The organism is Streptomyces sp. NPDC030991 (genome assembly GCF_055571235.1).
The window spans coordinates 7,235-34,214 of sequence record NZ_JBVIFR010000018.1 but is presented as its reverse complement, the minus strand read 5'-3'; the positions used below and the strand labels follow the sequence as shown (position 1 = coordinate 34,214).

Annotated in this window: 25 protein-coding genes; 18 read left to right on the top strand and 7 right to left on the bottom strand. The window is 71.8% G+C overall.

The window, feature by feature from the left end:
• Positions 1 to 57: 57 nt before the first annotated feature.
• The 3 genes from ACZ45E_RS29055 to ACZ45E_RS29045 form a co-directional block, all read right to left on the bottom strand.
• Positions 58 to 726: a class I SAM-dependent methyltransferase gene (locus ACZ45E_RS29055; protein WP_468226021.1), complete on the bottom strand. Its 669-nt coding sequence runs from the start codon at positions 724 to 726 to the stop codon at positions 58 to 60.
• Between the two features lie 82 nt (positions 727 to 808).
• Positions 809 to 1,723 carry an ANTAR domain-containing protein gene (locus ACZ45E_RS29050; RefSeq protein ID WP_468226018.1) on the bottom strand — a complete coding sequence of 305 codons (915 nt, stop codon included), beginning with the start codon at positions 1,721 to 1,723 and terminating at the stop codon, positions 809 to 811.
• A gap of 218 nt (positions 1,724 to 1,941) precedes the next feature.
• Positions 1,942 to 2,385, bottom strand: a complete 444-nt coding sequence (locus tag ACZ45E_RS29045) for a glutaredoxin domain-containing protein (protein ID WP_468226016.1) — start codon at positions 2,383 to 2,385, stop codon at positions 1,942 to 1,944.
• A gap of 143 nt (positions 2,386 to 2,528) precedes the next feature.
• On the opposite strand from ACZ45E_RS29045, the gene ACZ45E_RS29040 reads away from it, so the two are divergent.
• The gene (locus tag ACZ45E_RS29040; protein WP_468226013.1) at positions 2,529 to 3,644 is read left to right on the top strand and encodes a serine hydrolase domain-containing protein; all 1,116 of its coding nucleotides are present in this window, start codon (positions 2,529 to 2,531) and stop codon (positions 3,642 to 3,644) included.
• Between the two features lie 128 nt (positions 3,645 to 3,772).
• Here ACZ45E_RS29040 and ACZ45E_RS29035 read toward each other — a convergent pair whose 3' ends face one another.
• Positions 3,773 to 4,228 carry a GNAT family N-acetyltransferase gene (locus ACZ45E_RS29035; RefSeq protein ID WP_468226010.1) on the bottom strand — a complete coding sequence of 152 codons (456 nt, stop codon included), beginning with the start codon at positions 4,226 to 4,228 and terminating at the stop codon, positions 3,773 to 3,775.
• Positions 4,229 to 4,502: 274 nt separating this feature from the next.
• On the opposite strand from ACZ45E_RS29035, the gene ACZ45E_RS29030 reads away from it, so the two are divergent.
• From ACZ45E_RS29030 to ACZ45E_RS29020, 3 genes are all read left to right on the top strand, one after another.
• Entirely contained in the window at positions 4,503 to 5,525 is a 1,023-nt protein-coding gene (locus ACZ45E_RS29030) for a LacI family DNA-binding transcriptional regulator (protein WP_468226007.1), read from the top strand.
• 251 nt (positions 5,526 to 5,776) lie between these two features.
• Positions 5,777 to 6,907, top strand: coding sequence for a glycoside hydrolase family 12 protein (locus tag ACZ45E_RS29025; protein ID WP_468226003.1), 1,131 nt, complete (start codon positions 5,777 to 5,779; stop codon positions 6,905 to 6,907).
• Between the two features lie 156 nt (positions 6,908 to 7,063).
• Positions 7,064 to 8,146 carry a lytic polysaccharide monooxygenase gene (locus tag ACZ45E_RS29020; RefSeq protein ID WP_468226000.1) on the top strand — a complete coding sequence of 361 codons (1,083 nt, stop codon included), beginning with the start codon at positions 7,064 to 7,066 and terminating at the stop codon, positions 8,144 to 8,146.
• A gap of 67 nt (positions 8,147 to 8,213) precedes the next feature.
• On the opposite strand, the gene sigJ is transcribed toward ACZ45E_RS29020, so the two are convergent.
• Positions 8,214 to 9,173 carry an RNA polymerase sigma factor SigJ gene (sigJ, locus tag ACZ45E_RS29015; RefSeq protein ID WP_468225998.1) on the bottom strand — a complete coding sequence of 320 codons (960 nt, stop codon included), beginning with the start codon at positions 9,171 to 9,173 and terminating at the stop codon, positions 8,214 to 8,216.
• 168 nt (positions 9,174 to 9,341) lie between these two features.
• Between sigJ and ACZ45E_RS29010 the strand changes: the two genes are divergently transcribed.
• From ACZ45E_RS29010 to ACZ45E_RS28980, 7 genes are all read left to right on the top strand, one after another.
• Positions 9,342 to 10,829: an MFS transporter gene (locus ACZ45E_RS29010; RefSeq protein WP_468225995.1), complete on the top strand. Its 1,488-nt coding sequence runs from the start codon at positions 9,342 to 9,344 to the stop codon at positions 10,827 to 10,829.
• 54 nt (positions 10,830 to 10,883) lie between these two features.
• Positions 10,884 to 11,060: a hypothetical protein gene (locus ACZ45E_RS29005; protein WP_468225992.1), complete on the top strand. Its 177-nt coding sequence runs from the start codon at positions 10,884 to 10,886 to the stop codon at positions 11,058 to 11,060.
• 249 nt (positions 11,061 to 11,309) lie between these two features.
• The gene (locus ACZ45E_RS29000; protein WP_468225989.1) at positions 11,310 to 12,794 is read left to right on the top strand and encodes an alpha/beta hydrolase domain-containing protein; all 1,485 of its coding nucleotides are present in this window, start codon (positions 11,310 to 11,312) and stop codon (positions 12,792 to 12,794) included.
• Between the two features lie 266 nt (positions 12,795 to 13,060).
• The gene (locus ACZ45E_RS28995) at positions 13,061 to 13,930 is read left to right on the top strand and encodes a nucleic acid/nucleotide deaminase domain-containing protein (protein ID WP_468225987.1); all 870 of its coding nucleotides are present in this window, start codon (positions 13,061 to 13,063) and stop codon (positions 13,928 to 13,930) included.
• Between the two features lie 52 nt (positions 13,931 to 13,982).
• The gene (locus tag ACZ45E_RS28990; protein ID WP_468225984.1) at positions 13,983 to 15,671 is read left to right on the top strand and encodes a hypothetical protein; all 1,689 of its coding nucleotides are present in this window, start codon (positions 13,983 to 13,985) and stop codon (positions 15,669 to 15,671) included.
• A gap of 221 nt (positions 15,672 to 15,892) precedes the next feature.
• Complete coding sequence (locus ACZ45E_RS28985; protein ID WP_468225981.1) at positions 15,893 to 17,584, top strand: WXG100-like domain-containing protein; 1,692 nt, start codon at positions 15,893 to 15,895, stop codon at positions 17,582 to 17,584.
• A gap of 63 nt (positions 17,585 to 17,647) precedes the next feature.
• Positions 17,648 to 18,253 carry an SUKH-4 family immunity protein gene (locus tag ACZ45E_RS28980; protein ID WP_468225978.1) on the top strand — a complete coding sequence of 202 codons (606 nt, stop codon included), beginning with the start codon at positions 17,648 to 17,650 and terminating at the stop codon, positions 18,251 to 18,253.
• A 150-nt stretch (positions 18,254 to 18,403) separates the two neighbouring features.
• Here ACZ45E_RS28980 and ACZ45E_RS28975 read toward each other — a convergent pair whose 3' ends face one another.
• Positions 18,404 to 19,297, bottom strand: a complete 894-nt coding sequence (locus tag ACZ45E_RS28975) for an NADP-dependent oxidoreductase (RefSeq protein ID WP_468225975.1) — start codon at positions 19,295 to 19,297, stop codon at positions 18,404 to 18,406.
• Between the two features lie 70 nt (positions 19,298 to 19,367).
• On the opposite strand from ACZ45E_RS28975, the gene ACZ45E_RS28970 reads away from it, so the two are divergent.
• The 7 genes from ACZ45E_RS28970 (at position 19,368) to ACZ45E_RS28940 (ending at position 25,642) form a co-directional block, all read left to right on the top strand.
• The gene (locus ACZ45E_RS28970) at positions 19,368 to 19,955 is read left to right on the top strand and encodes a TetR/AcrR family transcriptional regulator (protein ID WP_468225973.1); all 588 of its coding nucleotides are present in this window, start codon (positions 19,368 to 19,370) and stop codon (positions 19,953 to 19,955) included.
• A gap of 344 nt (positions 19,956 to 20,299) precedes the next feature.
• Positions 20,300 to 20,560 carry a hypothetical protein gene (locus ACZ45E_RS28965; RefSeq protein WP_468225971.1) on the top strand — a complete coding sequence of 87 codons (261 nt, stop codon included), beginning with the start codon at positions 20,300 to 20,302 and terminating at the stop codon, positions 20,558 to 20,560.
• A gap of 151 nt (positions 20,561 to 20,711) precedes the next feature.
• On the top strand, positions 20,712 to 21,683 hold the full coding sequence (locus ACZ45E_RS28960; RefSeq protein WP_468225968.1) for an ABC transporter substrate-binding protein: 972 nt from the start codon (positions 20,712 to 20,714) through the stop codon (positions 21,681 to 21,683).
• A complete protein-coding gene (locus tag ACZ45E_RS28955; RefSeq protein ID WP_468225966.1) occupies positions 21,680 to 22,465 on the top strand; it encodes an ABC transporter permease in 786 nt (261 codons plus the stop codon). Before ACZ45E_RS28960 ends, ACZ45E_RS28955 begins: the two co-directional genes overlap by 4 nt.
• Positions 22,432 to 23,271 carry an ABC transporter permease gene (locus ACZ45E_RS28950; protein ID WP_468225964.1) on the top strand — a complete coding sequence of 280 codons (840 nt, stop codon included), beginning with the start codon at positions 22,432 to 22,434 and terminating at the stop codon, positions 23,269 to 23,271. Before ACZ45E_RS28955 ends, ACZ45E_RS28950 begins: the two co-directional genes overlap by 34 nt.
• Positions 23,268 to 24,875 (top strand): benzoylformate decarboxylase, encoded by a 1,608-nt coding sequence (gene mdlC, locus ACZ45E_RS28945; protein ID WP_468225962.1) that lies wholly within the window; start codon positions 23,268 to 23,270, stop codon positions 24,873 to 24,875. Before ACZ45E_RS28950 ends, mdlC begins: the two co-directional genes overlap by 4 nt.
• 8 nt (positions 24,876 to 24,883) lie before the next feature.
• Entirely contained in the window at positions 24,884 to 25,642 is a 759-nt protein-coding gene (locus ACZ45E_RS28940; protein WP_468226300.1) for an ABC transporter ATP-binding protein, read from the top strand.
• Between the two features lie 41 nt (positions 25,643 to 25,683).
• On the opposite strand, the gene ACZ45E_RS28935 is transcribed toward ACZ45E_RS28940, so the two are convergent.
• The gene (locus ACZ45E_RS28935) at positions 25,684 to 26,793 is read right to left on the bottom strand and encodes a peptidase C39 family protein (protein ID WP_468225959.1); all 1,110 of its coding nucleotides are present in this window, start codon (positions 26,791 to 26,793) and stop codon (positions 25,684 to 25,686) included.
• Positions 26,794 to 26,980 lie beyond the last annotated feature (187 nt).

Sequence of the window (26,980 nt, the reverse complement as noted above, 5' to 3'; positions counted from 1 at the left end):
CGCCGCCCACGGTCGGGCGGGGCCGGACGGCCCGGAGTCAGCGTGCGGCTGGCCGTCTCAGGCGGGGCGTTCGGCCATGACGACCACGCCGGGTCCGGTCTGCTCGTCCGCGGGAAGCCGGAGTTCGGCGACCAGCCGCAGTCCGGCCCGCTCGACCATGTCCACCAGCTGCTCCGGGCGCCACTTGTGCGTGGTCCACTGAACGGGCACTCCCCCGTAGGCCTCGGTGCGCACCACGTCCTCGTCGCCCACATGTGTGGCGGCGATGAGGTGCCCGCCCGGCTTCAGGGCGTACACGAAATGGGCGAGCACCTGAGGGAGCACGTCCCGGGGGAGGTTGAACAACGACCACCACCCGAGTACGCCGCCCAGGGACGCTTCGCCGAGGTCGAGCTCGGTGGCGGACGCGACGCTGAAACGGCATTGCGGATAGAGACGCCGCGCGTTCTCGATCATGCGGGGAGAGAGGTCCACCCCGGATACGTCGAGCCCGCGCTCGGCGAGGTAGCCGGTCACGGTGCCCGGGCCGCAGCCGACGTCGAGAACGGGCCCGAGCCCGCCCACGGTGTCGGCGAAGGCGTCGATCGACGCCTTGAGCCAGGGATGGCGACGGATGTCACCCATACCGGTCGTGACCATCATGTGGGCGTAGGTGTCGGCCACTTGGTCATAGGACTCACGGACGACGTCGAGATCGGACGGGCGGTCGATACGGTGTGCGTGCATCAGCCGACAATAGGGCTCGGCGCTTTTCCCGGGGGTTCGGAAGCGCAGCCCCCGCGGTCGGTGTGTGCCGCGGGTTCCGTGCTCAACCGTGGTCGCGCGGCGGGTGGCCGGCTCTGTGATGAAGGTCTTCCAGGGCGTCGAGGATGACGTTGTGGTGGTGCCAGTGCAGGTAGGCGCCGATCTGCTGCCGCACCTGTTCGAGGGCGTCCAGCTGGGCGGGTGCCAGCCCCTCGTCCAGGCGCTGGTGGTAGTGGCTGGAGATGACGCCGCGCGCGACGCCGTCCGGGCCGGTCAGCGGGAGGCTGTGCACGGCACGGCTGCCGGTGTCCAGGAGGAACTGGCGGGTCTCGTCCGGGAAGACGTCATGTGCGGCGGCGATGTCGAGGACCGTGTCCTGCGCTCCGTCCGCGGCGGCCCGCGCGCACAGGGTGCCGTCCTCGACGAAGGCGAAGTAGTCCGTGAACAGCGGGCTGTGGCCGTGGTGCTGGGCCAGGCGCAGCAGGCCGGCCTCGACGAGCTGGACGTTGCCCGCCCGGCCGTGTGTCACGTCCAGTACCCGGTGCAGTGCGGCTTTGAGTACCGCGCCCTGGTTGCGGGCGTCCAGATCGTGCGGGGCCAGGCCGCGCAGGGACGGCACGGGCGTCGGGGCACGCCCGGGGAACCACTGTGCCGCGCCCGGGGCGGGGGCGGTGGTCGTGGTGAGGGCGGCGGCGATCTGATGCAGTTTGATGTTGTTGCGCTGCGACACCTCGCGCAACATCGTGAACGCGGCTTCCGGGCCGTCGACTCCGTACCGGCCCACCAGCAGACCCTGCGCGTAGGAGACGGCGGGGCGGGCGCGGAGCTGCTTGTTCAGGCTGGCCACCCGGTCGCGCAGGGCCTGGATCTCGGCGCGTGTGCTGTCGGCCCGCGCTGCCGGGAGCCCTGCCGCGGTGGGGCCGGTGCGGGCGGCCGGGACGACGGTTCGGGCTCGTGCCTGGGGGTCTGAATGGTTCACGCCTGCATCTCCACGACAGTGTGCTCATGACGAAGCCCACGGACCTCGGTCTGCGCACAGCGCCCCGCCGTCCCAGGCACTGACCAGACCGTAACCCGTGCCGTTCACGCCGTCATCACCGACCCGGCCCTGCAAGGTCACAGGCTTGTCGGCAGCCGCGGTCGGGCGATGGCCCGTACCGGCGCCGACCGGGCTCGTCCTGCCCGCCCGGCGCGGGCTCATGCCGGTCGGCGAGGGGGAGAGAGCTGTGCGCGCACCCACTCGGGGGCGGGGTTGGTGTGCGGCCGGCCCGCCACGACGACGGTCGGCACCGTCTCGTCACCGCCGTTGGCCGCCCTCACCGCTGCCGCTCCGTCCGGGTCACGCCAGATGTCGACCCAATGCAGCCGGCGGGCTTCACCACGCAACCGGAAGCGCAGCCGCATGCAGTACATGCAACCCGGCCGCCAGTAGACGACCGGCCGCCCATCGGCGGCGCTGCGGCGTTGTGCCTCCAGCGCCCCGATCGACCGCGGGAAGACCAGGGGCGAGTGCGCGCCCGCGAGCAGCACGAACACCAGCAGGAGCGCGGCGGCCTCGCCGGGGCGTCCGCTGAGGATCAACTCGGCGGCGATGGCCGCGCCGCAGAGCACGAGCAGTACCGGCAGGTTCCAGGTGCGCATGGTGCACCTGATCACAGCGCGGTCCTGGGGACAACCCCCGGCCCGGTACGCCGACGAGCACCATCGCCGCAGCCCCGCTCCCGTAGCAACCTCATTGCGTACCCGCTGAACTGCACCCGTGGACCACTCCTGAGGAGGGCGGCATGAGATACGTATCCCAGGCCCTGATGACCGTGACGACAGCGTTGGCGGTGATGGTGACCCCGGCCGCCGTCTCCGCGACGCCGGAGAAGGTGGACCGCGCCGAGCTGCAGAAAAAGTTGGACCGTGTCACGGACGCCGGCGCGGTGGGCGCGCTGGCGGAGGTGCGGGACGAGGACGGTGTGTGGCGGGGCACCAGCGGGGTCGCCGAACTGGGCACGACGAAACCGGTCCCGGCTGTCGGCAAGTTCCGGGTGGGCAGCGTCACCAAGACCTTCGTGGCCACCGTCGTCCTGCAACTCGTCGACGAGGACCTGCTGCGCCTGGACAACACGGTCGAGAAGTGGCTGCCCGGGGTCGTTCCTGGCGGTCACCGCATCACCGTGCGGCAGCTGCTCGGCCACACGAGCGGGCTCCACGACTACCTGCGCACCCTGGTGATGCCACCGTCAGCGGAGTTTCCGGCCGACCGGTTGCGGACCTGGACCGCGGCCGAGCTGGTTCGTCGCGCGGTGGCCGAGCCGCCGTCGTTCGAACCGCCGGGTTCGGCCTACGCCTACTCGAACACCGGCTACACCCTCCTCGGCCGGATCATCGGCAAGGTGACCGGCCGGCCGTACGCGGCGGAGATCGAGGACCGGATCATCCGGCCTCTGCGGCTGCGCGGCACCTCGGTACCGGGGACCTCGCCGCGCATCGACAAGCCCCATCCGCACGGTTACGTACCGGTCGAGGGGCCCGCGGGCACACGCCTTGTCGACTACACGGAGATGAACCCCTCCGTGATGGGCGCGAGCGGCGAGATCATCTCCACGACGCGGGATCTCGACCGGTTCATCGCCGCACTGCTCGGCGGGCGCCTCCTGCCGGACCGCCTCCTCGCCGCGATGAGGACACCGGGTGTCGAGGGCGGGCGGTACGGCCTGGGACTGGCCTGGCGGGACACCTCGTGCGGCGTGCGGGTGTACGGCAACGACGGCGACGCCCTCGCGTACCAGTCCTGGGTGTTCGCCACGCAGGACGGCCGGCGCCGGGTCACGGTCGCCCTCACGCCGAACTTCCGCGGCGATCCCGAGGAGGCCGTCGACGCCTTCCTGGACACGGCCGTCTGCGACTGACCGCCCGGCTGCCTCCGCGCCCGCGCGGCCTCCCCGGCGGTCCTCCCCGACCGCTGCCGGCTCACGCTCGTCCTGACCTGGCCCGAGCGCTGCGGCTCCGCCTCCTGCCCCGCGCCGGGGACCGTCCCTCAGCCCTCGGTGTCGATGTCCATCGAGTACGTCAGGAACGCCGTCTTCACCCCGTGCCGGTCGTACGCGGCGCGCCCCCGGTAGTTGTTCTCGGCCGTCCGCCAGCGCACGTTCGGCCATCCCTCGGCCGCGGCGACCCGGCGCAACTCCTCGAAGAGCGCGTCCACCACGCCGCCGCCCCGGTGCGCCGGATCGACGAGCAGGTCGTCGAGGAAGCCGCGGACGCCGCTGAGCGGGGATTCCTCGGCCCGGTAGTGGGCGAATCCGACCGGGGTGCCCTCGGCGTCCCGGGCGATCAGGCAGCGGGTGGTGCGGGCCGGATCGTGGATCCAGGCCCAGGCCCGGTCGATCTCGGCCTCGGACAGCTCGATCTCGTAGAACTTGCCGTAGGCGGCGAAGAGTCGGCGCCAGCCCGGCTGGTCGCGGGGCTCGGCGGCGGAGACGGTGACGATCATGGCTGCGACTCTAAGTGGCACATCGAACTAGCGTCAACTACCTTTTGCACTAATACAATTGGGTGGTCGTTGTGGCGGGCCGCCCCGCACGCGCCCCGGCCCGTGACCGGCTGGCCCGACCGCCGCTGAGGGGCGCCGGGCTCCGGCGTCCCGAGCCCTCCGGGGCCGCAACTCCCTGTCGAGTCAGGCCCGCGCGCTCTGCGCAGAGGGCCCCGCGCCCGGACCGACCGGGCCGTAGTATCGGGTGATCCCGGGTGGGAGATGGGGGTGGATCATGGGCAGGCGACGTCCTGGCGTCCCGACGCTGGAGGAGGTGGCGGCCCGCGCGGGCGTGGGGCGCGGCACCGTCTCACGCGTCATCAACGACGCGGCGGGGGTGCGCGGTTCGACTCGTGACGCGGTGCGCCGCGCCATCGCCGAGCTGGGATACGTACCCAATCTGGCGGCCCGCTCACTGGCCGGCCGTCGCGCCGACGCCGTGGCGCTCGTGATGACGGAGACGGACTGGAGGCTGTTCGGCGAACCGTTCTTCAGCGAGATCGTCCGCGCGGTCGGCGACGCCCTGACGGACAGCGGGATGCAGCTGCTGCTCACCCTGATCCGCTCGGAGACGGAGCGACAGCGCTTCGTGGAGTACGCGCGCGGCGGCCGGGTGGACGGCGTGCTGCTGATGTCCGTCCGCGCCCAGGACCGGCTGCCGGACATGCTCGCGGACGCCGGTCTGCCCACGGTGCTGCTGGGCCGCCGCTCGGGCGAGGAGTGCGTGACCTACGTCGACGCGGACAACGTCGGCGGCGCTCGCAGCGCCGTCTCGCATCTGCTGGAGAGCGGACGCAGGACCATCGCCGCCATCACCGGGCCGCTCGACATGTACGTCGCCCAGTGCCGGCTGCGCGGCTACCGTGAGGCCCTGGCGCGCGCGGGCGTCGAGGACGTGCCGTCCCTGGTCGTGGAGGGGGACTTCACCCAGGAGAGCGGGCGCCGGGCCATGGCCGATCTCCTCGAACGGCACCCCGGGATCGACGCCGTCTTCGCCGCGTCGGACACCACGGCCGCCGGCGCGCTCGACGCCCTGCGGGTGGCGGGCCGTCGGGTGCCGGACGACGTCGGGGTGATCGGCTTCGACGACTTCCTGCTGGCCGAGCAGACCGATCCGAAGCTGACCACGGTCCGGCAGCCGGTGGACGAGATCGGCCGGGCCATGGTGCGGCTGCTGGAGGAGGAGATGGAGGAGCCCGCCGTGGCCTGGCGGCACGTCATCCTCCGTACCGAGTTGGTGCTGCGCGACTCGGCCTGAGCGACCGGCCTACGCGGCAACGGGAGCGCTCCCAAAGCATGGCCAGATGTCGCTCTCCGCTTGTCCGAGCCCCGGACCTGGGGGTTCACAACCGGGTCGATGACGTTCCGTCCGGAGCCTTGTCAGGGACATGCGCGGCTTCTACAGTCCCTCTCGAGTCGCACCTGGGAGCGCTCCCACCCTGCCCCGGCTCGGGGCATGCCGCGCTCCGCCGTAGTCACCGGCCGCCCCTCCCAGAGAGGACCCCCCGCATGCGACCGTCAACCCATCTGACCCGCGCCGCGCGTGGACTGTTCGGCGCTCTGCTCACCGTTGTCGCTCTCGTGGCCGCACTTCTCACCGCCACGTCGCCGGCCCACGCCGACACCGCCATCTGCGACCCGTTCGGATCGACCACGATCCAGGGGCGCTACGTGGTGCAGAACAACCGCTGGGGAACGAGCGCCACCCAGTGCATCACCGCCACCGGCACGGGCTTCCGGATCGACCGGGCCGACGGTTCCGTGCCCACCAACGGCGCCCCGAAGTCATACCCGTCCATCTTCAACGGCTGTCACTACACGAACTGTTCACCGGGAACCAATCTCCCGGCGCGGCTCAGCGGCATCTCCACCGCACCCACCAGCATCTCCTACAGCTACGTCGGCGGCGCCGTGTACGACGCCGCCTATGACATCTGGCTCGACCCGACACCGAGGACCGACGGTGTGAACCGGACCGAGATCATGATCTGGTTCAACAAGGTGGGCTCGGTCCAGCCGGTCGGCTCGCAGGTCGGCACGGCCACGGTGGCCGGCCGCACCTGGCAGGTCTGGTCCGGCAACAACGGCTCCAACGACGTGCTGTCCTTCGTCGCTCCCTCGGCGATCACCAGCTGGAACTTCGACGTCATGGACTTCGTCCGGCAGGCGGTCTCGCGCGGACTGGCCCAGAACAGCTGGTACCTGACGAGCATTCAGGCCGGGTTCGAACCGTGGCAGAACGGAGCAGGGCTCGCGGTCAACTCCTTCTCCTCCTCCGTCAACACCGGCGGTGGCGGCGATCCGGGCAACCCCGGCGACTCCACCGCCTGCAAGGTCTCGTACGGCGCCAACGTCTGGCAGGGCGGCTTCACCGCCGATGTCACCGTCACCAACTCCGGCGCGTCGGCGGTCGACGGATGGAAACTCGCGTTCACCCTGCCCTCGGGGCAGCGCATCGCCAACGCGTGGAACGCCACGGTCTCCCCGTCGTCGGGCGCGGCCACGGCGAGCGGGCTGGCGCACAACACGCAGATCGCCGCCGGCGGCAGCCAGACCTTCGGCTTCCAGGGAACCTACAGCGGCACCTTCGCCAAACCGACTGCCTTCAGCCTGAACGGAACCGTCTGCGCGGCCGCGTAGCGGTGAGCCGGGGCGACGGCCAGGCGCCTGTGGCCGGACTGGTCCTCGGGCCGGACCGGTGCCGGGCTCGCGCGTGGGCCGGGCCGGTGCGTCCCGCAGTCAGACACGAGTGAATGCGACCGAAATACAGCCGAATATGACCGGAGAGGAGACATCATGGCTCGCCGCAGAACCATTCTTTCCATGGCAGCCGCCTTCGCCACTCTGCTCGCGGCGCTCGGCGTGACCCTGTTGGGACAGGGCTCCGCCGAGGCGCACGGGGTGGCGATGCTGCCCGGCTCGCGCACCTACCTCTGCTACCAGGACGCCCGTACCGGCAACGGCGCTCTGGACCCGACGAATCCCGCCTGCCGGGACGCCGTGAACAAGAGCGGTACGACCCCGCTGTACAACTGGTTCGCCGTGCTCGACTCCCAGGCGGGCGGCCGGGGCTCCGGCTACGTACCGGACGGCACCCTGTGCAGTGCCGGCGACCGGTCCCCGTACGACTTCTCCGCGTACAACGCGGCCCGCAGCGACTGGCCAAGGACGCATCTGACCTCGGGCAAGACATTGCAGGTGCAGTACAGCAACTGGGCCGCGCACCCCGGTGACTTCCGGGTCTACCTGTCCAAGCCCGGCTGGTCGCCCACGTCCGAACTGGGCTGGGACGACCTGGATCTGATCAAGACCGTCACCAATCCGTCCCAGACGGGTTCGCCGGGCACCGACGGCGGCCACTACTCCTGGGACATGGCCCTGCCCTCCGGCCGCTCGGGCGACGCCCTGATCTTCATTCAGTGGGTGCGCTCCGACAGCCAGGAGAACTTCTTCTCCTGCTCCGACATCGTCTTCGACGGCGGCAACGGCGAGGTCACCGGTGTCCGGGACTCCGGCAGCACGCCGACACCCACTCCCACCCCGACGCCCACACCGACGGATCCGCACACGGGCTCGTGCATGGCCGTCTACAACGTCGTGAACTCCTGGAGCGGCGGCTTCCAGGCGTCCGTCGAGGTGATGAACCACGGCACGGAACCCCGCAACGGCTGGTCCGTGGCGTGGAAGCCCGGCACGGGCACGAGGATCAGCAGTCTGTGGAACGGTTCGCTGTCCACCGGCTCGGACGGCACGGTCACGGTCAAGAACGTGGACCACAACCGCGTCATCGCCGCCGACGGCAGCGTCACGTTCGGCTTCACCGCCACCTCCACGGGCAACAACCTGCCCGCGGGCTCGATCGGCTGCGTGTCACCGTAGAGCCTGCCGGAGGCGTGCCGGCCGCGGTCCGCGCCGCGCGACCCCGCCCAGCACGCCTCCGGCAGGTCTACAGAGCCTCTTCCGGCCGTACGCGCGTCAGCTTCTCGGGGTTCGTCACCAGGTAGATGTCGGAGACCTGGTCGCCGTCGGCGGTGAGGTCCATGACCATGACGGCGTACGGGGAGTCGTCGGCGAAGACGACCGCGGACGGGTCGCCGTTGACGTGCCGGTACTGGATCTCCAGGTCCGCGGGCGCGCGCCGCTGCCCGAAGGCGGTGATCATGCGGCTGACCTGCTCGCGGCCATGCACCGGGCGCAGCGCCGCCGGGCGGACCTTGCCGCCGCCGTCGGTCCACATCGTGACGTCCGGCGCGAGGATCTCCAGCAGCGCGGCCACGTCGCCGCCGAGCGCGGCCTCCACGAACCGGCGCGTCGCCTCCCGCCGCACCCGCGGGTGCGCCGCGAACCGGGGGCGGCGGGCCTGGACATGGGCGCGGGCCCGGTGCGCGAGCTGGCGTACGGCGGCGGGGCTGCGGTCCAGGACCTCGGCGATCTCCGTGTGCGCGTAGCCGAACACCTCGTTGAGGACGAAGACGGCCCGCTCCAGCGGGCTGAGGGATTCGAGGACGACGAGCAGCGCGAGCGACACGGACTCCGAGCGCAACGACGCGTCGGCGGCGTCGCCGGTGTCCGGTGGCGGCGCGTCGGGTGCGGCGGCGACCAGCGGTTCGGGCAGCCACGGGCCGACGTACGTCTCGCGGCGGCGGCTGATCGCGGACTGCCGGGCGAGTGCGTGGTTCACCGCGATGCGTACGAGGTAGGCGCGCGGGTTGCCGATCTCCGCCAGCGGGATCCGGCTCAGCCGCCCGGCCAGTGACAGCCAGGTCTCCTGGAGCACGTCCTCGGTGTCGGTGACGCTGCCGAGCATGTTGTAGACGATGGAGAACAGCAGCTCGCGGTGGCCGACGAAGAGGCGGGTCGCCGCCTCCTCGGCCTCGGTCGCCGGGCCTGCGTCGCTTGCGGACATGTCAGTTGCCTCCCCGTGGGCGCTCGCACCCGAGACGGCGACGGCCACCGGGAATGTGACATCGCCGGTCGACCGTGTGGCACATGTCACTTCACCGGCCGTGATGTCACACCGGGCGTCCTCCGCGCTCTCTCGGGAGCAGAAGCACAAGCGGAAGGACACGACACAGTGCTGAAGAAGTGGCACGGCAACCCCTGGGCGATCCTGATCACGCTCTCCCTCGGGTTCTTCATGACTCTGCTCGACCTGACGATCGTGAACATCGCGATCCCCGACCTGGTCGATGACCTGGACGCGTCCCTCGACCAGATCCTCTGGGTCGTCAACGCCTACACGCTCGCCCTCGCCGTCCTCCTGATCACCGCGGGCCGCCTCGGCGACCTGCGCGGGAAACGGAACCTGTTCGTCGCGGGCGTGGCCCTGTTCACGCTCGCGAGCCTGGCCTGCGGCCTCGCCCGTGACCCGGCGCAGCTCATCGCGTTCCGCGCGGTCCAGGGGCTGGGCGCGGCGCTCCTCATGCCGCAGACCCTGTCGATCGTCGCCGACGTCTTCCCGGCCGACCGGCGAGGTGTCGCCATGGGCGTCTGGGGCGCCGTCGCCGGCGTCTCCGGGGCGCTCGGGCCGATCATCGGCGGCGTACTGATCACCGACCTCGACTGGCGGTGGATCTTCTACGTGAACCTGCCGCTGGGCGCCCTCGTCCTGTTCCTCGCGCTGACGCTGATCCCGGCGGCGACGGGGCGCACGGTCCATCACCGCCTCGACAACACGGGCGTCGGCCTGGCCTCAGCGGCCCTGTTCTGCCTGGCCTTCGCCCTCACCGAAGGCCAGCGCTACGACTGGAACGGCTCGATCCGAACGCTGTTCGGCGCGGCGGTGGCGCTCTTCGCCGCCTTCCTCCTGCACCAGCGCGGCCGTCAGGACAGGGAGCCGCTGGTCCCCTTCTCGCTCTTCAGGGACCGCAACTTCACCGTCCTCAACTTCGTCGGGATCGCGGTGTCGTTCGGCATCGTCGGCCTGTTCCTGCCGCTGACGATCTACCTCCAGTCGGTGCTGCAGTTCAGCGCGCTCAAGTCCGGGCTCGTCCTGTTGCCGCTCGCGCTCGGCTCGATCCTGACGGCGGGCCCCGCGGGCGTTCTCGCGGACCGGATCGGTGGCAAGTACGTTCTGATGGGCGGGTTGAGCGCCTACGCGGGCGGCCTCGTCTGGATCGTCGCCACCGCTGACGTCGGCCGTGGCTGGACCAGCATCGCGGGGCCGCTCCTCCTCACCGGGCTCGGCGCCGGCTGCACCTTCGCGCCGATGGCCACGGAGGTGATGCGCCACGTTCCGGCACACCTCTCGGGCGCCGCGTCCGGCGTCAACAACGCGCTGCGGCAGGCCGGTTCGGTGCTCGCCGGAGCGGTGATCGGCGCGGTGTTGCAGGGGAAGCTCGGCGTCGAGGCGGGCGGCGCGAGCGCCGCGGGGAGGGCGGCGTTCGGCCACAAGTTCGTCGACGCCATGGGCCCGGCGATGCTCGTGCCCGCCGCGGTGCTCCTGGTCGCGGCGCTCGCGTGCCTCGTCGTCCGGCGGCACACCGGGACTCCGTCGAACGCCCATGAGCTGCCCCCGGCAGCCGACCGGGAACCGGCGACGCCCACCCCCACGGCTCTCTGACCTCCGCCTGAAGCACCCGAGACCCCAGCCGACTGGAAGGTGTTCGCGGGCGGTATGCGCACCGCACAGGGGATGAAAGGCGCGGCGGTGTACGTCCCGTGGATCATCGACGGCGTGCCGGGTGCGGAACGCGACCGCTTCCTCGGCTCCATGCCCGCGCCCGTCAAGGTCCTCAACGGCCTTGTGTGGCAGCGCGGTTACCGTAAGCGCAATCTGTGGGGCACGCGCTGACGTCACCCGGCAGGCCGCCGCCTGCACACCTCGCACCGCGCACCGCGCACCCATGAGCGTGAGCGTGGGGGTGCCGTGCGGCGGTCACCGGTCATCCGTCACCGCTCCTGGGACACCGGTGGATTCGCCGATGGCAGCCCGTCGCGGTGCGCCGAAACTGCGGTCGCAGCTCATTGGGACACGCAATCACGGAGGCAACTCGTGCGCATACTCGCTCGGTTATCCCGGCGGTCCGTCACCGTCACCGCATTGGGGGCGCTGCTCTGCGGCACCCTCCTGGGCGCCACGCCGGCCGCTCCGGCAGCGGCGTCCCCCGCCGTGGCGGCGAGCCCCACGGTCACCGTGCCGCCCACGGGCAGCCACGGTTTCCCGTTCCTCGCCGCGGCGGAGGACCTCGGCTCGTTCGGCTACACCGAAAAGGAGTACTTCATCTCGGGCACCGCGACATCGTACGCCAAGTCGGGCCTGTGGAGCTCGGACGGCCGGTGGAACGTCCGTACGTCCGGCACCGCCGCCTACAAGAGCCGCCTGCTGGTGCGCCGCCCCGCCGACCCGGCGAAGTTCAACGGCACGGTGGTCGTGGAGTGGCTCAACGTCAGCGGCCAGATCGACCTCTCCCCTGACTACTGGTTCGAGCGGGACGAACTGCTGCGCCAGGGTTACGGCTGGGTCGGCGTCTCGGCGCAGGCGGTCGGGGTCAACGGCGGCCGGGGCCAGATCAAGGGCCTCAAGGGCTGGGACCCGGCCCGGTACGGCAGTCTCGTCCACCCCGGTGACGCCTTCGCCTACGACATCTTCTCCCAGGCCGGCCAGGCGCTGCGCACCCCGGACGGGCCCGACCCGCTCGGCGGGCTGCCGGTCAGGACGCTGCTCGCCGACGGCGAGTCGCAGTCGGCGGGCTTCATGACCACGTACGTCAACGCCGTCCAGCCGGTCTCCAAGGTCTACGACGGCTTCATGGTGCACAGCAACAGCGCGATCGCCTCACCGATCAGCGGCGTGCTCGCCGACACCCTGCTGATGCCCAACCCGTCCCGGATCAGGACCGACCAGTCGGTGCCGACGTTCGTCGTGCTCACCGAGACCGACGTGCCCGGCGCCGCGACCGCCCGCCAGCCGGACACCGACAGCGTCGTGCACTGGGAGCTGGCCGGCACCGCGCACGGCGACCAGTGGGCCTACGACCTCGGGGACCCGACCGTGCGGAAGTCGGCGGGAGAGGCCGCGCCGTCGGCCGACTGCGCGGCAGGGTCCGCCCCGTTCAACGACGGGCCCGGGCACTGGGCGATGAACACGGCGCTGCGCCACCTGGCCGGCTGGGCGCGGGGCGGTCCTCGGCCGCCGAGCGGTCAGCTGCTGAGCACCGTTCTGCGTGATCCGGCCACCGGGCTGGCCACCGGCGGTGTCCGACTGCCGGACGTCACGGTGCCCACCCGCACGCTCAGCGGGTCCCGCGACACCACCGACAGCGGTGTCTTCTGCGGCCTGTACGGCGCCCGCGACCCGTGGAACGGCGACGCCGACGCCTGGGACCGGCACGACGAAGGAGACCCGTCCGACCCGTCCTTCCCGGCGACGGCGGAACCGGTGCTCAGCCGGCTCTACCCGACCCACGCCGACTATGTGGGCAAGGTGCGTACGGCCGCGCAGAGGTCCGCCGGCGCCGGGTACCTGCTGCCGGAGGACGCGACAGCGATCGTCACCGCGGCACAGGACTCGGGCATCGGCGGCTGATCCACCGTCCGGTCGTTCGCGGCTCCGCGCCCCCGGCACCAGGGTGGCGCGGGGCCGCGGACTGCGACCCGGGTCCCGTCGTCCGGCTCCGTGCCCCGGTCCGCTCCGGTCCGGAAGGGCTCGCGCGTCGCCTCGGCGGTCCGCGGCGGAAGCCGCACGCCGGGCGTCCTTCCCGCCCTCGTCCCGGATTCGTCACAGCCCGTCGAGCCCCGCCCGACCTGCGCATAGGGTGGAGCCGGTAAGTCCGTCATCGTGAAAGGTCTGTGATGCCCGAGCTCCCCTCGGACCCCGCCGTCGACCAGTTCGGCCCGGAGGGGCTGCGCCGCATCAGCGTGCCCGCCTCGTACGGAACCGTGCCGGCCTCGGCCCGCACCCATCTCGCGCAGGTCGGTGTGCCGCTGCACGTCGGCCCGTACTTCATCGCGGCGGACGACTCGGACGGACCTACTCTCGGGATGTACACCGGCCACCGCGGCGTCGCCCTCCAGGGCGACTGGGCGGAGTGGGTGCGCATCGGCACCGACCGCCTGGCGAACCTGTGTGTGCGCACCGATGGTTGCGTGCAGGCCCTCTTCCTCGGCCGGGACGAAGCGGCCCTGTTCGTCAACTCGGACATCGCCGCCTTCACGCACTGCGCCGCCGCCCTGGACCGCGCCCTCCCGGTGATCGCCGCATCCGACGGGCTCCAGTCCGCCGCCGAGGCGTTCGCCGCGCTGGTCCAGGAGATCCGGCAGATCGACCCGGAGGCCGTCGCCGACCGCGAGAACTGGTGGTCGCGGGTGCTCGACGACGTCCGCCACACGCTCAACTTCCCCTTCTCATCGGCCTTCGAGTACGTCGGCGAGGACGGCGAGAAGCAGATCGTCACCGCCCGCACGGGCCCCGGCCGTCTGCACCCCGAGGAGCAGCTGTGGCAGCGGCTCTCCTCCGCCGGGGTGGAGCCCGAGCAGGTCAGCCGCGTCTACTGCGAACTCGAACCGTGCATGATGCCGGGCCACTACTGCTCCGCCTGGCTCCAGGCCGTTCTCCCGCACGCCGAGTTCACGCACAGCTTCGACTACGGCGACACCGCGGAGTCCCGCGAGGAGGGGCTCAAGGAACTCATCACCCACGCCGCTCAGCAGGCCCAGCAGTGACGCGGCCCGCGGCTGCCGCGACACGGGGTTCCGCGAGGACGGGGGCCGGGTCATGACCGCCGATCCCGCCCTGCCGTGGTCCCGGCCCGCCTCCGGCCGGGAGCCCGCCGCGGCGGCGCTGCTCTCCTGGCTCGGCGACCCCGGTGCTCCCGGGCTCGCCGTGGTCACCGGCGCCGAGGGCAGCGGGAAGTCGCGGCTGCTCGCCTGGCTGATCGGCCACGGCACCCGGCCCGGCACCGTCGGCGACCGCCGTATCCACGGCTTCGTACCGCTGCCCGGTCAGACCGTGACCACGGCCGCCTGGATGCTCGGCGAGCAGTTGTCGGTCGCCGCCCGCTCCCCCGGCGACCTGCTGGCCGCGCTCGCCGCCGACCGCCGCCGCACCGTCATCGCCCTGCCCGAACTGCACTCCGCCGAGCAACCCGGGCCGCTCGTCGAACTCGCCCTGGACCTGGCCTCGTTGGAGCACGTGCGGGTTCTCGTCGAAGTCCGCTCCGGTACGCAATGGGCGCAGGCGCTCACCGCCGTCCCCTGCGCCCGCATGGACCTGGACGAGCCCCGGTGGACCGACGAGACCCGCCGCGAGTCCTGGGACGCGACCCACCCCGCCGGCCCGGACGGGTTCGCCGGGCAGGCCCCGGAGCCGGAGGAGCCGTTCGACCTGGACGACCCCGCGTCGGTCTGCGCCGCCGACCCCTGGAGTGTGACCGCCGCGTACGAACGCTCCGCGGAGGAGCACGGCGGGCTCCGCGCCGCCTGGCTGCGGGCCGGGGCCTCGCTGACCCGCGACCAGCCCGCCGCCGAACGCGCCGTGGTACTCCTCGCCGCCCTCGGCGACGCCGGTGACCCGCGGCTCTCCGCCGCCCTCGACTCCGCCGCCCGGGACGGTTCCTGGACCGTCGTCTGGCACCGGGTGCGCGGCGACGTCACGCCGCCGTGGCCAGGCCCGGTCCGCTCCCTGACGGCCGGAACCGGCCCGCTGGCCGGACAGCTCGTCGCCGCCGACCACCAGGGCACCGTGCGCGTCCTGGACGCGGCGAGCGCCCGCTCCGCCGGACGCCTCCCGCATGCCGCGCCCGGCGCCCGCGCCATCGCCGAGCACGGTGACGGCACCGTCAGCGTCCTCGACGAGCACGGCCTCCTGCACCCGCAGCGCGCCGCCGAGTCCGCGAAGCCCACGGGGCTCGCCGCCCTCCTCGACGACGGCCCCTCCGTGCAGGAGCAACTCCTCGCGGCCGTGGAGGAGTACACGCGGCGTCAGCAGGAGAGGGTCACCGCGCTGACCGGCGCCGGGGACCGCGTCGTCCTCGGTGACACCGCCGGCACCGTGCACGTGGTGTCCGTCGGCGCCCAGCCGCGTACCGCCGCTCTGCACCGGGGGCGGGTCACCGCGGTCGCCGGGACCGCCCTGCCCGTCTCCGCGGAAGGTGACACCGTCCTGCTGCTGTACACAGGCGGCGCCGACGGCACCGTACGCGCGTGGGCTCCCCACACCGACCCCATGCCGGAGCCGGTGGCCGCCCGCAACTGTGCTGTCAACGCGGTGGCGGTGGCGGCGGCCGACACCGGGCTCGTCCTGGCGATCGCCTGGGCCGACGGCCTCGTCGAACACCGAGCCCTGGACGACGACCGGTTGCGTACGTTCCACCCCGGCAGCCAGGCCCACGCCCTCGCCTTCACGGCGGAGGGCGACCTGGTGGTGGGAACGGACGAGGCGCTCGTCCGGATGCGGGGGCGGTGACCGCTCCGTCCGGACGCGGGGGCGGCGGCCGCTCACACACGGTGGTCGGCGGCCACCCCTCCGCCTCCGTCACCAGGGAGAACTCCGTTGTGCGCATGGTCAGCTGCGACTCTTGTCACAGAATCGTGACGCCCCGGGGTTTCCTCTTGTGCACCTGACAACTCGCCCCGTTAGCTGGGGGAGCAAGATCAAGAGTTGACGGATACGGAGCACGCGGCGCAATGGGTCTGGTACTGCCGAGCATCATCGACGAGGCCCTCGACCTCATCGGAGTCAACTGGCCCAACGTCGACGAGGACGACTACTTCGAAATGGCGACGTCCATGCGGGACTTCGCCAAGGAGTTCGAAGGCCACGGCGGCGACGCGGACAAGGCCGTCAAGCGCATCCTCTCCTCCTCCGACGGCTGGGCCGTCGAGTCCATGCAGAAGCACTGGTCGCACGTGAAGACCGGCCACCTGGAGAAGATCCCCGAGGTGGCACGGCTGTTCGCGGACGCCTGCGACGGGGTCGGCGAGATCATCCGCGGCATGAAGGTCAAGGCGGGCGTCGAACTCGCGGTACTCGCCGGCACGATCGTCGCCGAACTCGCCGCCGCCCCCTTCACCCTGGGCATCTCCGCCGCGGTCGCCGCCGGTGAGATCGCGCTGATGCGCACCGTCGTGAAGCGGCTCATCGACGAGGCGGTCGAGCAGATCGTCGACGCGCTCATCGCGAAGGTCACCGAGCCCGTCACTGCCAAACTCGCCGAACTCGTCTCGGACATGGTCCTCGACCTCGCCGAAGGGGCCTTCAACCCCGGGGACAAGCCGGGCGGCATGAAACTGGCCTCCGCGGGCGACAGCGACCATGAGGGGTCCGGCAGCGCGGGCAAGAAGACGGCCATCGACCACATCGAGTTCGAGGACGGCGCCGGCAAGGTGTCCCGCCACGGCAGCGACATGGGCGGCCAGTCCGGCATCCACCTCAGCAAGTCGAAGACCTCCTTCGGCAAGACCAAGGGCAAGGACTCTTTCACCGATGCCTTCGACAGCATCCTCGAAGGTGCTCTCGACGGCATGGAAAAGGCCACCAAGAAGGTCACCGACCACGTCACCGACACCATTCCGGAACGGGTGAAGGCCGCCTCCCGGCACCAGAAGCGCAAGGACCACGACGTCCGCGACGAGGCCGAGAAAGTCGATGTCAAGAAGGTCAAGCGTGACGGCGGAACGCCCATGTACCTTCTCAGCGACGACGGTTCGATACGCCAGTTGCACTCGGACGGCACCACCAGCGCCGTTCCCCACAACGACTCCTCGGGCGTGAAGGACGTACTCGGCGACAAAGCCTGGTACCCGTGGAACAACAAGGGCGACAAACAGCGCAAGGACAAGCCCGGCAAGGGCAAGACGGTCACCTCCACGAAGGTCGCGCCCGGCTCCACCGAACTGGCCCGCGCCACCCAGCTCGGCCGCTACGCCAACCGCAACGAACGCCCCGGCTCCTACGTCGGCGGCGGCAACTACGCCTCGGCGCTGTACGACGACGGCAAGGGGAACCGGTTCATCATGGTCGGCGCCAGCGGCAAGGCGCACTCCGAACGCTCCATCGGTCACCCGCTGATAAAGAAGGGCCACGAGGGAAAGGTCGGCGAGCTCTATACGGAAAGAGAGCCCTGCCAGAAGAATCCCAAGTGCGACAAATACTTGGCGCGGGAATTCCCCGACCATCTCGAAGTGACCCACAGTCAGAAATACGACCAGACCGAGACAGGGCCGGACGGCAAAGAGCTCACCAAGTACAAGAAGGACCGGGAGCACCGCGCCTACGTCCAATGGCTGGAGGACCAGTGGAAGCAGGACGGCGCCGCCGGTGGCCGCACTGATACGGTGATGAACCTCTCGCCCTCGGACAATAAGTTCCGTCCATAGAGGGCGGGTCGGCCAAGAATCCCATGGCGCGTCCGCGCCGCCGCCGAGTTCGGAGTTCCGGAAGTGCTTTTCGACGTCACCCGCAGCGAGCTAGTCGACATCTTCGGCGAGGCCCGGATCGCGACCGTGCCCGCCTCGGCCTTCCCGGCCGCCGCCGCGGACACCGAGGGCGCCCGCCTCCTGCAGAGCGTCGGCGCCCCCACCGGGACGCTCGTGCTGCGTCAGCCCGACGAGAGCGACGGACTGCTGGCCCTCGTCCACGAGGTCGTCCACATCGAGGAGTTCGAGGACGCCGCCGAGGGCGCGGGTGACTGGCCCGTCATCGGCTGGCTGCTCAACGTGCACCTCGCCCTCGACCCCGTCTCCGGCAAGGTGCACGCCTTCGACGCCGACGAGGACACCGTCGTCGAGCTCCACGAGGACGTCTCCTCCCTCGTCCATGTCGCCCTCCGGCTCGAGCGCCTGCTGGAGGAGTTCACCTTCAGCGGCGACGAGGACGAGGAGGAAGCGGACTACGAGCGTCTGGACGCCGACGTCGACCGCATCCGCGAGGAGACGAGCGACATCGACCCGCTCCCCTTCCAGGACGACGAGACCGTCTGGTCGGCGGTGGCCGACGAGATCGCCATGGGTCAGCGCTTCAGGGGCGACCGGCGAGGAGCCCGCTAGCCGCGCCAACTCGCCGCGTGCGGCAGCGCGTCAGGCCCGTCACGGCTGTGCGCGAGCCGATGTCGAGGGTGCAGTCGGCCGTACCGGAGAGCACCGTGCACCAGCCGCACACCCGGCCTTCGGCCCGCTGCCTCGCCCCGGGGGAACACCTCAGACGACGATGACCCGGCGCCCGCGTGCGTGACCCGCCTGGCTGTCGCTGTGCGCGGCCGCGGACTCGGCGAGCGTGTACGACCGCTCGACCGGGATGTGGAGTTTGCCCTGGGCGATGAGTCCTGTGGCCTCGACGAGTGCGTCCGGCATGCTCCCGGCCACACCGGAGAAACGGACGCCGAGCGCCGGCGCGTCCAGATCGGCGATGGAGACCACCTTCCGCGGGTCCCCGGTCAGTTCGACGAGTTCGCGGATGACGCCCGAACCAGCCAGGTCGAGCGCGGCGTCCACCGCGCCGAGCTGCCACACTCTCTCGACCCAGCCGTCCCCGTATGTCGTGGCGAGGGCGCCGAGGCTCCGCAGATACTCCTGGTTCGCGGCGCCGGCGGTGCCGATCGCCGTGATGCCGCGGTCGCGGGCGATCTGCAGCACCGCCGATCCGACACACCCGGAAGCACCGCTGACGAGCAGCGTCTGCCCCGGCCGCACACCTACCTCGCGGATGATGCGCAGCGCGGTCTCCACCACGGAGGGGTACCCGGCCGCCTCTTCCCAGGTCAGCCCCTCCGGCATCCGCGCCCACGCCGACAGCACGGCGAACTCGGCGTAGGTGCTGGAGCCTTCCCCGAACACGTGGTCCCCGACCTCGACCCCTTCGACGCCCGCGCCGATCTCGTCCACCACCCCGGCGGCGTCCAGTCCGACCCCGCTGGGCAGCTCGAGCGGGTGGGCCCCCAGGACCTGACCTTCCCTGAGCCGCCAGTCGACGGCGTTCACACCCGCCGCCCGCACGGCGATACGTATCCGGCCCGGGCCCGCGTGGGGCTCCTCGGCATCAATGAGTTGCAGGACATCGGGACCGCCGAACTCGGCGAAGATCACCTTTTTCATGCGGCCGAACCTAGCACTAACGGTTAGCCTTCCATAACAGTTACACCTTCGCACCTGGTAGTTTTAGGCCATGAACGAGCCGCCCGGACGTCGCGAGCGCAAGAAGGCCGCGACCCGCCAGAAGATCGCCGACGCAGCCCTGCGGCTCTTCCAGGAGCGCGGGTACGACGCGGTGGGCATCCGCGAAGTAGCCGCCGAGGCCGACGTGGCCGTCACCACGCTCTTCTCCCACTTCGCCTCCAAAGAGGCCCTGGTGTTCGAGCAGGACGAGGGCTTCGAGCAGCGCCTCACCCAGGCCGTCACCGACCGGGCGCCACAGGAGCCGCTCATGCCTGCGCTGCGCCACGAGATCCTGGCGCTGGCCCGGCATTGCCGAGCGGACAGCGCCTCCCCGGTATGGCAGATGATCGACGCGTCACCTGCCCTTCGCAGGTACGAGGAGTCGATGAGGCTGCGTCACGCGGAGACGCTGGCCGCGGCCATCGCCGCCGATCCCGAACTGGCACGGACCCCGACCGAGAGCCGGACGATCGCCCGCTTCGTCATCGACGCCTATTCGCTGGCCCGCGAAGAAGCCGATCCGGAGGCCGCGGTCGATGAGATCTTCCGGATGATCGAGGCGGCTTGGGAGGCCACCGCCCCGTCTCCGCGTGCGTGAGGGCGCCGGCCTACTGGTCGGCATGGAGGGTTGCGGCCGGCGCCTGGTCCGCGCGACGACCGTCATCGTCGGCTTTCGTTCGACTCTTTACATTTTGCGCCAGATCTGGACCAACGGAATGAAACATTCCGTCCAGATACGCTCCACTTCGGGCGTCGATTGCTCCCGATAGCGTCCCATTCCATGAATGGCTGCAAGAGGCAGACATCACTCCGCGCCCCAGGGGCACCCTGATCACACCCCACAGCGTCACCCCGAGTTCCACCGCGCCACCTCCCCCCACTCCTGCCCCGGCCCACCACCCTTCGGCCCCGCACGGCCGGCACCCCGCCAGGAGTCACCCGGTGACCACCCGCACCGCCATCGCCCTCGCCCGCCACCTCGGTCGCGCCCTGTGCTGGCACCTCGCCCTCGCCATGACCAGCACCGCCGCCCTCGCCGCCCTCAACGCCGACGAGTACCGCAGCGCCCTCTACCGCTTGTGGGCCGCGCTCCCCGCCACCTTCGTCGCCTGGGCCCTCGCCAGAGGCAACGAAAAGCGCCACCTCCGGCGCGAACGCGACGCCGACACCGCCCAGCCCGCCGACTGGACCCCGGCCGCCTGACCGCACGAAAACGGCCCCGTCGCGGCCGCACCCGCAACGGCGGCGCGGAGGGCGCACCCCCTGCGCCCGGGCTCGCGCACCGCTCCGAAAGCCCGCGGAACAACGCGACAATAGTGGCGATCAGTGTCATGTCCCTGGTAGGCAGAGGCTTATGACGACACGTCAAGCAAGGGTCGCCGCCGCACGGGCCGGAGCCGCCGCCGCGGTCCTCGCACTGTTGGTCGCGGGCTGCGGGGACAGCGACTCGGGGGGATCGGGGGACGGGGAGGGGGGCCAGGTGACCGTGGCCGCCCTGCCGCTGACCGACTCCGCCGCGCTGTACATCGCCCAGGACCGCGGGTTGTTCGAGAAGGAAGGGCTCGACGTACGGATCAAACCCGTCCAGCAGAGCGTCCAGGCCCTGCCCGCCCTGTCGAAAGGCCAGGTCGACGTGATCGCGGGCGCGAACTACGTGACCTTTCTCCAGGCGTACGAGAAGGGCACCCTCGACACACGTGTCCTGGCCGAGGGGGCGCGGGTCACCCCGCACATGATGGACGTCCTGGTGCCGAAGGACTCCCCCATCAAGAACGCCGGCGACCTCGCGGGCAAGAAGGTGGCCGTCAACATCCTCCACAACATCCAGACGCTGACGCTCGACGCGATCCTCGACAAGCGGGGCATCGGCCGGCCCGCCTACCGGCAGATCGCGTTCCCGCAGATGGGACCCGCGCTGGAGAAGGGCCAGATCGACGCGGTACACGTCGTCGAGCCCTTCGACAGTGCGATCCAGGACGACTTGCGGGCCCGCGTCCTCCTCGACGGCGGGGCGGCGCCCGTCGAGTCGCTGCCGGTCAGCGGCTTCGTCACGACCGCGCGGTACGCGAAGGAGCACCCGGAGACCGCCGCCGCCTTCCGGCGCGCGATCACCGCCGCTTCGAAGATCGCGACCCAGGACCCGTCGGCCGTGCGCGAACAGCTGCCGAAGTACACCAAGGTCTCCGCGGCGCAGGCCGAGACGATGGCGCTGCCCGCCTACCCGGCCACCGGGGGTCCGGACGCGCTGCGGCGCCTCACCGAACTCATGCGTGCGCAAGGGCTGTTGAAGAAGCCCGTCGATCCGTCGACCTTGTTCGTCAAGTGAGCCGGCGCAGCCGCCGGGACGTCGGGCTGGGACTTCTCGGCGCGCTGCTGGCGTTCGGCGCGTGCGAGGCGGTGTCGCGAGCGGGCATCGTGCAGCGGACCTATCTGCCGCCCGCGTCCACGGTTCTGGCGCGCGCCGCCGAGCTGGCGGGGGACGCCGCCTTCCTCGCGGGGCTCGGCGCCACGTTGCGCGCCTGGGCGCTGGGGTTGGGGCTGGCGTGTGTGATCGCCGTGCCGGTCGGTCTGTTGCTCGGGAGCGTGCCCGTCGTGGATGCCGCGGTGCGGGTGATCGTGGAGTTCCTGCGGCCGCTGCCGTCGGTGGCGCTGATCCCCTTGGTGTCGCTGCTGCTCGGCTCCGGCACCGAGACGGAGGTCGCGCTGATCACCTACGCCGCGGTGTGGCCGATCCTGTTCAACACGATGTACGGCCTCCAGGAGAGTGATCCGCTGGCCAAGGAGACGCTGCGCGCCTTCGGTTTCGGGTGGGCGGCGGTGCTGCTGCGCGTCGAGCTCGCCGGCGCGGCACCGTTCATCGCCGCCGGAATCCGCATCTCGGCGGCCGTCGCCCTCATTCTGGCGGTGGCGACGGAACTGCTCTCCGGGTTCGGCGAAGGTCTCGGGATCTTCATCGCGCAGGCCCAACTGGCGCCGGACGGCACGAAGGACGTACTCGCCGGCGTGGTGTGGGCCGGGGCGCTCGGCCTGGTCATCAACAGCGTGCTGGTGTCGGGGGAACGGCGGTTGTTCCCGTGGGCCCCCGAGCGGCGGGCGGCGCACTCGTGACCGGCATGGCGACGGCCGGGCGTGCGCGGCCCGCGCTCGGGTGGATGCTGCGCCGGGCGGTCCTGGCCGTCGCGGTCGGGGCCTGGGAGGTGGCGGCGCGAACGCGCGGCAGCGTCTTCTTCCCGCCGCCCTCGCGGATCGTGCGGCAGAGCTACGACCTGTGGTTCTCGGGGCCGGTGAGCCATCTGTTCCTCACCGACGCGGCGGTCGGCACCATCGGGCCGAGCCTCGGCCGGATGACGGCCGGTTTCCTGCTCGCCGCCGTCGCCGGGATCGCCCTGGGGGTGGCGATCGGCCGTTCGCGCCGCGCGTACGCGCTGTGCGATCCGGTGCTGCAGTTCGCGCGCGCCGTCCCGCCGCCCGCCCTGGTCCCCGTCTTCGTCGTGGTCCTCGACTTCGGTACGCCGATGCAGATCGCGTCCATCCTCTTCAGCGCCGTGTGGCCGGTCCTGGTCAACACGGCGGAGGGCGCCCGCAACACGGATCCGCTGCGCCAGGAGGTCGCCGCCGTCCTGCGGCTGACCCCGGCCGAACGGCTCCGGTACGTGATCCTGCCGTCCGCGCTGCCCCGTATATGCGCCGGACTGCGGCTCAGTCTCTCGCTCGCGTTGATCCTCATGGTGTTCTCGGAGCTCCTGCCGGGCACCGAGAACGGCATCGGTTTCACGCTGACCGACGCCCAGTCACGTTCGGATCTGCTCACCGTGTGGGCGGCGCTGGTGCTGCTCGGCGCGCTCGGCCATCTGTTCAACACCGGCCTCCTGACGATCGAGAGGCGGCTGCTCCGCACAGGGAGGAAGGCATGACGACAACAGTCCTGTCCGCGGTGGTCCAGCTGCTGCGCGACACCGGCATGACCACCGTGTTCGGCAACCCGGGCTCCACGGAACTGCGCATGTTCCGCGACTGGCCCGACGACTTCACCTACGTCCTCGGGTTGCAGGAGTCCTCGGCGGTGGCCATGGCCGCGGGGCACGCGCTGGGCACCGGGCACGCCGCGTTCGTCAGCCTGCACTCGGCGGGCGGTGTCGGGCACGCGCTCGGCGCCGTCTTCAACGCGTACCGCGACCGGGTGCCGCTGGTGATCGTCGCGGGTCAGCAGGCGCGTTCCCTGATCCAGCTGCGGCCGTTCCTCGGCGCGGACGAACCTGACCGGTTCCCGCGCCCGTACGTGAAGTTCGCCCGCCAGCCCGAGCGTGCAGCCGACGTGCCGGCCGTCCTCGCCGAGGCGCACCGCATCGCGATGACGCGTCCGCGCGGGCCGGTCTTCGTGTCCGTCCCTGAGGACGACTGGGACCAGGCCGCCGAACCGGTCGCGCCGCGCGCGGTGCACAGCGGCTTCACCGCGGAGCCCGAAGCGCTCGCCGCGCTGGCCGCGCGCCTCGACGAGTGTGCCCGCCCCGCTCTGGTGATCGGGCCGGGCGTGGACGACGAGGCCGCGCTGCCCGAGGCTCTCGCGCTGGCCGAGCGGATCCGCGCGGGGGTGTGGATCAGCCCGCTGTCCGGCCGTTCCGGTTTCCCCGAGTCGCATCCGCTGTTCCAGGGCTTCCTGCCGCCCGTCGCCGGCCAGTTGGCCGCGCGGCTGGAACCGTACGACGTGGTGGTCGCGCTCGGGGCCCCCGTCTTCACGTACCACGTGGCGGACGACAGCCCGCCGCTGGCACCGGGCACCGAACTCTTCCACCTTGACTGCGATCCGGCGCAGGCGGCATGGCTGCCCACCGGCACCAGCCTGGTCACGACGCTGCGCCCCGCTCTGGTTCGACTCACCGCGCTGGTGGGCCGGTCGGACCGTGCGGCGCCACCTCCACGCCGGCGGGCCGCGCCGGTGAGCGTGGACGGAGCTCTGACGCCCGAGCTCGTCCTGGACCAGCTGTACCGTCGGCTGCCCCGCGACAGGGTGCTCGTGGAGGAGGCCCCCAGCCACCGGGACGCGCTGCACGCGCGCGTGCCCGTCGATCTGTCGGGCGGTTTCCTGACCACGGGCAGCGGCGCACTCGGCTGGGGCCTGCCGCTGGCCGTCGGCCGCGCGCTCGCCGACCGGCGGCGGGTCGTGTGCGTGCTGGGCGACGGTTCGGCGCTGTACTCGGTGCAGGCGCTGTGGACGGCTGCCCGGCACCGGGCACCGGTCACGTTCGTGGTCCTCGACAACGGCGGCTACGGGGCGGTGAGCGCGCTCGGCCGCCGCATCGGCATCACGCCGGTGCCCGGTACGGAGATCGGCGGCATCGACTTCGCCGGGCTCGCCGCCTCGTTCGGCTGCGCCGCGCAGGCCGTGGACCACGCCGACGGCCTCGCGGACGCCCTGGACCGGGCGGTGCGGGTGCCCGGCGACGACGACGGCCCGTTCCTCCTCCATCTGCGCGTCACCGGTACCGACGGCGTGCTCTACGCACCTTGGGCCGGGTGACCCGCCGGATGCTCCGGCTCGACTCCGTGAGCCAGTCCTACGGTGCGCATCGCGTCCTGCACGATGTGTCCCTGACCGTGCCGGACGGCCAACTCCTGTGCGTCGTGGGCCCGTCGGGGTGCGGGAAGTCGACGCTGCTGCGGACGATCGCCGGGCTGCTGCCCGTGCACGAGGGCACGGTCACGATCGACGGCTCGCCGGTCGTCGGTGTGCCGGACCGGCTGGCGGTCGTCTTCCAGGACTACGGCCGCTCGCTCCTGCCGTGGCTCACCGTCCGCGACAACGTGGCGCTGCCGCTGCGCCGCCAGGGCCTGCGCCGGGCCGCGCGACGGGCCGAGAGCGAACGTCTCCTGCGCCGCGTGGGCCTGGACGGAACGGCCCGCGGCTACCCGTGGCAGCTCTCCGGCGGCATGCAGCAGCGGGTCGCCATCGCCCGCGCCCTGGTCGTGCGCCCCTCGCTCCTGCTCATGGACGAGCCGTTCGGTTCTCTGGACGCCCAGACCCGTGAGGACCTGGAGGACCTGCTCCTGGAAGTGCACCGCGTCGACGGCACCACCATCGTGTTCGTCACGCACGACATAGACGAGAGCGTGTACGTGGGCGACCGCGTGGTCGTCCTCTCCGCGGGCCCCGACTCCCGCGTCGTCCGTGATCTGCCGGTCGGACTCCCCGCGGAACGCGACCAGATCGCGACGCGTGGTCTTCCCGAGTTCGTGACGTTGCGGGCGGAGGTGGGGCGGGCCGTGCGGACGCCGGGCCGGTCCTGAGCCGTGCGTCGTGGGCCGGCCCGGGCGCACCTGAACGGGGTCTACGCGTCGGCCGGTTCGGCGGCAGAGGCACCGTTCCCTCGCGGGCGGCCGATGGTCACGGCACCCCGGAAGCGATCCGTCGAGACGACCGCCATCGTGTCGAGGGACGCGTCGGTGACGGGCAGAAGGTGGGCGTCGACCCAGGTGTCCCCCGCCGCCGCGTCGGCCCACGGGTCCTCGATGACGACGGCGCCGGGCACGACGCCGTGGCAGAGCACCCAGTGCGGCACGTCGAATCCGTGCATCCCTGCGAGCGAGAGGAGGAGCAGCACGTGCTCCCCCCGGCCGAGCGCGTTGCGGATCGCGGTCATGGGGAGGTGGCCCGGGTCGATGGGTACCCCGGCCCGTTCTGCGTCCGTACGCGACATGCGCTGAAGCTCGGCGCGCCACTCCTGCTCGTTCTCCGCGAGGTGGTCGAGCAGGACGGGACGGTCCGCGTCGAGGTGGACCGCGACGGAGGACGACGGCCACGTTCGGCGCACGGCGACGCCCAGCCCCACGGGCTCGCACACGGGGAAGTTGGTCGCGTCGCGCCACAGCGTCAACTCCGCCCGGCGGTCGAGCGCCTCCCGCGGCAGCGCGCCCGCGTGCGCCTGCGCCATCAAGGCGGTGACGGCGCCGCACGTGAAGTGCGTGGTCTGCCCGTAGTACGGGGGTTCGGCCGGCGTGCTGCCACAGAGCCAGCGGACGTAGCCGGCGGCGGGTCCTGCCGTGTCCTGCGCCTGCGCGAGCGGCGGGCGCAGGGGGACGAAGCCGGCGGCAGCGGCGTCCTCGGGGCTTGCCGTCCATCCCTCCCACTTGACCTGCGCGAGCCCCTCGCGGCGGGCATGGGCGACGACGGCCTCGACGGCCGACGGCACGTCGCCCACCGCGTCGACGATCTTCAGATAGGCCGTGTGCGGACGGGCCGTCACCAGCGCGGCGGCGGTCACGTCCGCGCCGTCCGCCGCCGGAACGGTGACGAGGCGAGGGGCGTGGGCAGCACGGCCGGCCGCCTCCCAGCGCTCCAGCACACCGGGGTGGGCCAGCCGTCTCAGCGGGGCCTGCGTGGTGCCGGGCGCGAACGGGGCGATGCCGCTCGTCACGGGCGTTTCCTGCTGCGACGACATGTCGGGGGCTCCTGGCGGGTCGGAGTGGGAGGGGCGGGCCTGCGCCCGCGGGTACGTGGGGCTCGGGTCGTCGCGGGGGGGGGGGGGGGGGGGGGGGGGGGGGGGGGGAAGGGGGGGGGGGGGGGGAGGGGGAGGGGGGGGGGGGGGGGTGGGAAAAAAAGCGGAAAGAAGAAGAACAGACAGAAGA